Source organism: Mesorhizobium sp. P3_A9, assembly GCF_056402975.1.
The window spans coordinates 1-8184 of record NZ_JBFUGJ010000274.1 but is presented as its reverse complement, the minus strand read 5'-3'; the positions used below and the strand labels follow the sequence as shown (position 1 = coordinate 8184).

Sequence of the window (8184 nt, the reverse complement as noted above, 5' to 3'; positions counted from 1 at the left end):
GATCAAGACCGACCCGGCTGACGGTGCGATCCTGGCGCAGGCTCCGACGCAGTTCTCACTGACGTTCAGCGAGCCGGTCTCACCGCTGGTACTGACGCTGGTGAAGCCCGACGGCACGCCGGTTGCGCTGACATCCTTCCGCCTCAGCGACCAGACCGTCGAGATCGACAATCCGCAAGCGCTCAAATCCGGCACGCATGTGCTGAGCTGGCGTGTCATTTCCGCCGATGGCCATCCGGTCGGCGGTTCGCTGCTGTTTTCCATCGGCGCGGCAAGCGAACCGCCCGCTGTGTCCGAGGCCGTCGACTGGCCGCTGCGGTCGGCGATCTGGATCGGCAAGGTCTTTCTCTACATCGGCCTTTTCCTCGGCGTCGGCGGCGCCTTTGCCCTTGCCTGGCTGGCCGGCGAAGGACGAGCGGGTCAGCGCTTCGTCACGGCCGCGATCCTGTGCGGCCTGCTGGCGGCGCCCTTGTCGCTCGGCTTTCAGGGGCTCGATGCGCTTGGCGCGCCGCTCTCCCATCTCGTGCAAGCAGTGATCTGGCGGACCGGGCTCGGCACCAGCTTCGGCTGGACGGTGCTGGTCGCCCTGATTGCGCTGGGGCTCGGTCTGCTGTCACTGGCCGGACCGCGTGTACTCGCCAAGCCGTTTGCGCTTGCCGGGCTTGCCGGCGTCGGCGTCGCGCTTGCCGCCAGCGGCCACGCCAGTGCGGCCGAACCGCAATGGCTGACGCGGCCGATGGTGTTCGTGCATGGCGTCGGCATCGCCTTCTGGGCCGGCGCATTGGTGCCGCTCGGTCTCGCGCTGAAGCGCCAGACGGCAGATGCCGTCGCTTTCCTGCGCCGCTTCTCCTCAGCGATCCTGCCTGTCGTGGCCGTGCTCGCCGCAGCCGGCATCGTGCTGGCCGTCATCCAGGTGCAGACCCCCTCGGCGCTGGTCGGTACCGCCTATGGCCGGCTGCTGCTGGTCAAGCTCGCGCTGCTGGTCTTCCTGTTCACGCTGGCCGCTGTCAATCGCTGGAAGTTGACTGCCTCGGCCGAGGCGGGCGCGACCGAGGTGCAACGCAGGCTCACCCGCTCGATCGGCGTCGAAATGCTGATCGTGCTGGCGATCTTCGGCGTTGCCGCGGGCTGGCGCTTCACGCCGCCGCCGCGAGCCCTGGCGATCGCGGCGGCGCAGCCGGTCTCGGTCCACATCCACGCGTTACAAGCGATGGCCGATCTCAGCATCACGCCCGGCCACGCCGGGCCGGTGGCCGCCTCGATGATCATCATGACCGGCGATTTCGGACCACTCGACGCCAAGGAGGTGACGCTGGTGCTGTCGAAACCCGATTCCGGCATCGAACCGCTGAAGCGCGCGGCGACCAAGCCAGGCGACGGCAGCTGGCGCGTCGACAACCTCGTCATCCCGGTTTCCGGCCGCTGGACGGTGCGCATCGACATCCTGGTTTCGGATTTCGAGATGGTGAAGATCGAGGCGCCGGTGGACATCAGGCCGTAACCGGCAGATGTGCAACACAATTCGGCGAGGCGGTTGACGCGGCGCGAAAGGCCCGTCAATCATCCCCGCCAAATCGCGGGCTCCAACCAACAAGATCCGAAAGCAGGGAAGAAACGATGGAAAAAGCCGAAATCGGCCTGATCGGCCTTGGCACGATGGGCTCCAACCTGGCGCTCAACATCGCCGAACACGGGCACCGCATTGCCGTCTTCAACCGCACAAGGGCACGCACCGACGCCTTTGTCGAGAATGCCGGCGCGCTGAAGAACATGGTCGTTCCCTGCTACAGCCTGGAAGAACTTGCCGCCGCGATCCGGCCGCCGCGCCCGATCATCATCATGGTGCTGGCCGGCAAGCCGGTCGACGAACAGATCGAAGCGCTGCGCGGCGTGCTGTCCAACAACGACATCGTCATCGATGCCGGTAATGCCAATTTCCGCGACACGATGCGGCGTTTCTCCGAACTGTCCGGCTCGGGCCTGACCTTCATCGGCATGGGCGTGTCCGGCGGCGAGGAGGGCGCGCGTCATGGGCCGTCGATCATGGTCGGCGGTACGGAGGATTCCTGGAAGCGCGTCGAAAAAGTGCTGACCGCCATCTCCGCCAAGTTCAAGGACGAACCCTGCGCGGCATGGCTCGGCACTGACGGCGCCGGCCATTTCGTCAAGACCATCCACAACGGCATTGAATATGCCGACATGCAGATGATCGCCGAGATCTACGGCATCCTGCGCGATGGCCTGGGCATGGGGCCGAAGGAGATCGGCGATGTGTTCGCCACCTGGAACAAAGGCAGGCTCAATTCCTACCTGATCGAGATTACCGCCAAGGTGCTCGCGGCAGACGATCCGAAGAGCGGCAAGCCGGTGGTCGATATCATCCTCGACCGCGCTGGCCAGAAGGGCACCGGCAAATGGTCGGTCATCGAGGCGCAGCAGCTCGGCATTCCGGCGACCGCGATTGAGGCGGCGGTGGCGGCACGCGTTTTATCGTCGATCAAGGAGGAGCGGCAGGCGGCGGAAAAGGCCTACGGCAATATCGGTGTGTCGAAGATCTCCGGCGACAAGGATGCGCTGCTGAAGGACCTCGAACTGGCGCTGTTTGCCGGCAAGATCGCTGCCTACGCGCAAGGTTTCGCGGTGATGGCTGGTGCCTCGAAGGAGTTCAACTGGAACCTGCCGATGCCGACCATCGCCAGGATCTGGCGCGCCGGCTGCATCATCCGCTCGCAGATGCTGGACACGATGGCGGAGGCCTTTAGCAGCGGCGGCGCGTCGACCAATCTTTTGATGGCGCCGGCTTTCATCAGCTTGATGTTGGAAGCGCATCCGTCGCTGCGGCGTATCGTGGCCAAGGCTTCCGAGGCCGGCGCGCCGGTGCCGGCGCTGTCTTCCGCGCTGGCCTATTTCGACAGCTACCGCCAGGGCCGCGGCACCTCGAACCTGATCCAGGCGCAGCGCGATTTCTTCGGCGCGCATGGTTTCGAACGCATCGGCGAGCAGGGTGCCTTCCACGGCCCGTGGGGCAGTGGCGCTGCCGGCTAAGCCATGGACCGCTGGTAGGCCAGAACCTCGCCTGGCACGCTGAGACTTTGCAGCGAGCCAGGTGCTGCGCCGCCGATCCAGCCGAGCACCGAGCGGGCGAGCTCCGAGCCCGCCAGCCGGAAGTTCTCGTTGACTATCAGCAGTTCGGGCCGAAACAGGTGCAAAAGGTCCGATGATTGCTTGGAGACGATATCGACGTCACGGCCAAGCTTGAGGCCCGCATCCTCGATGCCTGCGACGAGCGCAAGCGTGGCGGCGGCGCCGCTGCTGACGAAGCCGTCCGGCCTGATGTCGCGGCGCATCAGCTGCGCGGTCCTCGTTCTGATCTGCTCGATCGAATGGTCGATCGACACCGTGCTGAACGGGATCTCGTTGGCGCCGACCTCGCTCAGCGCGTCGGCAAAGCCGTTGACCGTGTGGCTGTGGTAGCTCAGTCCAATGGGTGGTGCCAGCAGAGCGAGCTTGCGGCGTCCCATGCTCGCAAGACGCCGCACGGCTTCGACCGCGAAAGCGTGATTGTCGAAATCATGATAGGGGTGGACCAGCCCCATGTCGGTGCGGCCATGCGTGGCAAAAGGAATGCCATGCTCGAGCATATAGCGGGCCCTGGCATCGTTCGGCTGCGTGCGTGAAATGATGACGCCATCGGCGGAACCGGTCTCGACCAGATAGCGTATGGGGTCGAGCGGATCCTGTGAGCGCGAATAGGGCGTGACGATCAGGTGATAGGGCGTGTCGGCGAGCACTTCCGAAACGCCGTAGATGATGTCCGAGACGAAGCTCATGATCTCGCGCTCGGTGTTGAGCACAAGACTGATGACATTGGTCCTGCCGGTGCGCAGGCGCACGCCAGCGCGGTTGGGCCGGTAACCGATCTGCTTGGCGACGAGCTGGACGCGGCGCCTGGTCTCCGCGCCAATCTCCGGCGCGTCCTTCAGGGCGCGCGATACGGTGGTGACGCCAAGCCCGGTCATGAAGGCAAGCGTCTTCAGCGTCGGCCGCTCCTTGGCCGAATTCTCGTCGTTCTTTTCCGTACGCCGTCTGTCCATTCGTCCCGCCCGTCAGGCGCATAGCAGTCGCAGGGCGGGTCGGCAATCGCCGCGATTTGCGGCGTCGCACAATTTCAAGCCCGGCGAAGGCGGCAATATACTGAAACGTTACAGGTTGCCAATCTCGATTGCCAGATGGCGAATGGGCAGGCGAACACGTGGTCGTGATTTCTCTTGAGAATACAAGGCGAAGCGTCCTTGCCGCACTAATTTTGCCGGCTTCCGTGGCCGAACTGTTTGTTTTGCGCTGCGATTGCTCATATTGCGGCGCACAACGGGATGATCGATGTCCTATTTTATTCGCGGCTCGAAAAAATATCGGACAGGCCGCCTGCCCAGGGTTGCGTCATCCCTACAATTGCCTTATCCAAAATCTGTAACGTTTCAGATTCTGGGAGGAACCGAAATGCGATACGGGATTTTGACCGCTGCGCTGGCAGCATCGGCCGCGCTGCAGTTTGCCGCCCCGGCCAGGGCTACGGACCTGGAAGTCATCCATTGGTGGACATCGAAGGGCGAGTCGGCTGCGGTGTCGCAGTTCGCAAAGGCCTTCGACAATGACGGCCATGGCGACAAGTGGGTGGACAGCGCCATTGCCCTGGGCGAAACCGCCCGTTCGACCGTCATGCAGCGGGTGCTCGGCGGCGATCCGCCCGGTGCGGCACAGTTCAATCCCGGGCGGCAGTACGAGGAGCTGATTTCGGGCGGCAAGCTGCTCGACCTCACCGATATCGCGACCGCCGGCAAGTGGGATCAGGTCATTCGCCCGAAGGCGATCGGCAGCGCCTGCCTCGTCGACGGTCACTGGTGGTGCGTTCCGGTCAACATCCATTCGAACTACTGGGCCTGGTATTCCAAGCCGGTGTTCGAGAAAGCCGGCGTGCCGGAGCCGAAGAGCCTGGCCGATTTCATCGCGGCCGCGCCGAAGATCAAGGAGGCAGGCTTCATTCCCTTCGCCATCGGCGGCGACGGAAACGGCTGGCAGATCCAGTTGCTCTTCCAGGACATGGTCACCGAGGCTCTCGGCGTCGCCAAGCGTGACGAGATGTACACCAAGAAGAGCGCCGAAATTGCCGGCGGCCCCGAGATGAAAGGCGTCTTCACGCAGTTGAGGACCCTGAAACAGTTCACCGACAATGGCTACGCCAACCGCAACTGGAACGACACCACCAATCTGGTGATCACCGGCAAGGCCGGGCTTCAGGTGATGGGTGACTGGGCGCGCGGCGAATTCGCGGCCGCCGGCATGACCGGCGTCAAGGATTTCGGCTGCATGATAGGCCTGAACGAGGCCAAGCCGGTGGTCAGCACCGACGGCGACATCATCGTCTTCTTCAAGCAGAACAATCCGGATGTCGAGGCAGCGCAGAAGCGCCTTGCCGCATTGCTCATCAGCCCTGAGGTTCAGGTCGCCTTCAACAACGCCAAGGGTTCGATGCCCGTGCGTGGCGATGTCGACATGTCGACGGCCGACCCGTGCATGCAGAAGTCGCTGAAGGCAGTGGAGGATCCGGCCAACATCGTCACCGCGACGAACCGGTTCATCACCGAGAACACCAATCAGCAGCTCAATGAACTCGTCGCGCAATTCTTCGCCGACGACTCCATGACGGCTGACGACGCCACCGCGAAGTTCGCCACCATCATCGGAAGTTCCGACTAGGAGCCGATCAGCATTCGAGGCGCCGCTAATGCAGCGGCGCCTCGGTCCCACCTCGCTCGCCAAGCAGAAAGCCTTTGTCGGCGGGCTGACAATCGCAGGATCGGAAGCTGCGGCGGTTGGGAATCTGGCGGAGGCCGACTTTCGCGTCGGCAGACGGTCCCGACGTGTCGATGGAAGTGGAGAAAAACGGACGATGCAGAGGAGATGGAGGCGCAGATTTCACCTGCCTGCCGTCATCGGCACGATACCGATGATTCTCGTTGCTGTCGGCGTCTTCGTGATCGGCATCGGCTTCTCGGTGCTCTGGTCGTTCACCAGTTCCAAGCTCTTCCCCAATTACGATTTCGTAGGCCTGGCGCAGTACAGGCGGCTTTGGGCCGATAGCCGCTGGCTCGTCTCGGTCAACAACATCTGGTTCTTCGGCCTGATGTCCATCACCTGCAACATGGTGTTCGGCTATCTGCTCGCCGTTTTCATGGACCAGCGCATCCGCCAGGAGGATCTGTTCCGCTCGATCTTCCTCTATCCTTTCGCCATGTCGCTGATCGTTACCGGCCTCGTCTGGCAGTGGGTGCTTGATCCCAATCTCGGCCTGCAGGAGGCAATGCGCAATCTGGGCTGGTCGAGCTTCAGCTTCGCTCCCCTGGTTGACGCCAATACCGCGATCTACGCGCTGGTCGTGGCGGGCATCTGGCAGGGCTCTGGCGTGACGATGGCGATCCTGCTTGCCGGCCTGCGCGGCGTTGACGAGGAGATCTGGAAGGCGGCGAAGGTCGACGGTATCCCGACATGGCGCACGCATGTTTCCATCGTGGCGCCGATGATGAAGGGCGCCTTCGCCACTGCTTTTGTTCTCCAATGTGTCGGCGTGGTGCGGGTCTATGATCTGGTCATCGCCATGACCGGCGGCGGCCCGGGCATCGCCACGTCAATGCCGGCGGTCTACGTCATCCAGCTCATCACTGTTCGCCAGAACGTCGGCCAGGGCATGGCGGCGGCAACGATGATGCTGCTGCCGGTGCTGGTCGTGTTGGCTTTCGGCGGACTTGTCTTGTGGCGGCGCAATCGCCAGCGGGAAGCAGCCGTATGACCGCCGGCGTGATCACCACTCAAGAGCAGCCCGTCCAGGCCGGCGTCGCGCCCTTCGGGCCGAAACCACGGCGGACATCGGCCGGCCGCATAGGCCTTTATGCGTTCCTGGTCGTCGCGGCGCTCTTCTTCCTCATCCCGGTCTACATCATGATCGTCACGTCGCTGAAGGGGATGCCCGAGATCAGGCTCGGACATCTTTTCAGCCTGCCGCTCGAGCCGACCTTTCAACCCTGGGCCGACGCATGGCTGCATGCCTGCACCGGTCGCGACTGCAATGGGCTCAGCCCCGGCTTTTACAATTCGGTGAAGATCACCGTGCCGAGCGTGATCATCTCGATCATCTGCGCCTCGATCAACGGTTATGCACTGACCTTCTGGCCATACAAGGGCGCCAATCTGCTGTTCGGCTTGCTCGTCTTCGGTGCCTTCGTGCCTTATCAGGTCGTGATCTATCCGCTGATCATCGGCCTGAGCTCGGTCGGGCTGTTTGCCACCCTTCCCGGCATCATCATCATTCACACGATCTTCGGCATGCCGATCCTGACGCTGCTGTTTCGCAATTTCTATGCGGCGCTGCCGGTCGAGCTGTTCAAGGCAGCGCGGGTCGACGGTGCGGGTTTCTGGCGCATCTTCTTCTCCATCATGCTGGCGATGTCGGTGCCGATCACCGTCGTCGCCGTCATCCTGCAAGTCACCGGCATCTGGAACGATTTTCTGTTCGGCATCGTGTTTGCCGGCCGGTCCAACTGGCCGATGACAGTGCAGCTCAACAACATCGTCAACACCACGACCGGCGTCAGGGAGTACAATGTCAACATGGCAGCCACCATTCTGACGGCGGCGGTACCTCTGATCATCTACTTCATCTCGGGAAGATGGTTCGTGCGCGGCATCGCCGCCGGCGCGGTGAAAGGCTGATGGGTATGGCGCAAAACGGTACCAGCGTATCGATCCAGGATCTGTCGCTGAATTTCGGTGCGGTGTCGGTGTTGAAGACGCTCAATCTCGATGTCGCCGAGGGCGAATTCATCGTGCTTTTGGGGCCTTCCGGTTGCGGCAAGTCGACCTTGCTCAACTGCGTCGCCGGCCTGCTCGATATTTCCGAAGGCCGCATCTTCATCAAGGGCAAGAACGTCACCTGGGAAGAGCCGAAGGACCGCGGCATCGGCATGGTGTTTCAGTCCTACGCGCTCTATCCGCAGATGACGGTGGAAAAGAATCTGTCCTTCGGCCTGCGTGTCGCCGGGTTGCCCAAGGAAGAAATCGCCAAACGCATCGCGCGCGCTTCGGAGATCCTGCAGATCGAGCCGCTGTTGCAACGCAAGCCCTCGGCAC

7 protein-coding genes are annotated in these 8184 nt (G+C 62.9%); 6 read left to right on the top strand and 1 reads right to left on the bottom strand.

Going from position 1 to position 8184, the window contains the following annotated elements; all coding sequences use genetic code 11:
• A partial coding sequence (locus AC1DX0_RS26775) for a copper resistance CopC/CopD family protein (protein WP_477357435.1) occupies positions 1–1501 on the top strand: 1501 nt, incomplete at its 5' end.
• Between the two features lie 116 nt (positions 1502–1617).
• The gene (gene gndA, locus AC1DX0_RS26770; protein WP_477220203.1) at positions 1618–3045 is read left to right on the top strand and encodes an NADP-dependent phosphogluconate dehydrogenase; all 1428 of its coding nucleotides are present in this window, start codon (positions 1618–1620) and stop codon (positions 3043–3045) included.
• On the opposite strand, the gene AC1DX0_RS26765 is transcribed toward gndA, so the two are convergent.
• Positions 3042–4094, bottom strand: a complete 1053-nt coding sequence (locus AC1DX0_RS26765; RefSeq protein ID WP_477220202.1) for a LacI family transcriptional regulator — start codon at positions 4092–4094, stop codon at positions 3042–3044. The two genes, gndA and AC1DX0_RS26765, sit on opposite strands and share 4 nt — an antisense overlap.
• Before the next feature lie 406 nt (positions 4095–4500).
• On the opposite strand from AC1DX0_RS26765, the gene AC1DX0_RS26760 reads away from it, so the two are divergent.
• From AC1DX0_RS26760 to AC1DX0_RS26745, 4 genes are all read left to right on the top strand, one after another.
• Positions 4501–5757, top strand: a complete 1257-nt coding sequence (locus AC1DX0_RS26760; protein ID WP_477220201.1) for an ABC transporter substrate-binding protein — start codon at positions 4501–4503, stop codon at positions 5755–5757.
• A 193-nt stretch (positions 5758–5950) separates the two neighbouring features.
• Entirely contained in the window at positions 5951–6847 is an 897-nt protein-coding gene (locus AC1DX0_RS26755) for a carbohydrate ABC transporter permease (RefSeq protein WP_475457240.1), read from the top strand.
• On the top strand, positions 6844–7767 hold the full coding sequence (locus AC1DX0_RS26750; RefSeq protein ID WP_477220200.1) for a carbohydrate ABC transporter permease: 924 nt from the start codon (positions 6844–6846) through the stop codon (positions 7765–7767). The genes AC1DX0_RS26755 and AC1DX0_RS26750 overlap by 4 nt, the downstream gene beginning before the upstream one ends.
• Positions 7767–8184: ABC transporter ATP-binding protein (locus AC1DX0_RS26745; protein WP_477357433.1), on the top strand; the 418-nt coding region annotated here is incomplete at its 3' end. The genes AC1DX0_RS26750 and AC1DX0_RS26745, both read left to right, overlap by 1 nt.

Excerpts from the sequence above, each read along its gene's own strand:
- AC1DX0_RS26750 (WP_477220200.1), top strand. The coding sequence starts at position 6,844 with ATGACCGCCGGCGTGATCACCACTCAAGAGCAGCCCGTCCAGGCCGGC.
- AC1DX0_RS26755 (WP_475457240.1), top strand. The coding sequence starts at position 5,951 with ATGCAGAGGAGATGGAGGCGCAGATTTCACCTGCCTGCCGTCATCGGC.
- gndA (WP_477220203.1), top strand. The coding sequence starts at position 1,618 with ATGGAAAAAGCCGAAATCGGCCTGATCGGCCTTGGCACGATGGGCTCC.
- AC1DX0_RS26760 (WP_477220201.1), top strand. The coding sequence starts at position 4,501 with ATGCGATACGGGATTTTGACCGCTGCGCTGGCAGCATCGGCCGCGCTG.
- AC1DX0_RS26765 (WP_477220202.1), bottom strand. The coding sequence starts at position 4,094 with ATGGACAGACGGCGTACGGAAAAGAACGACGAGAATTCGGCCAAGGAG.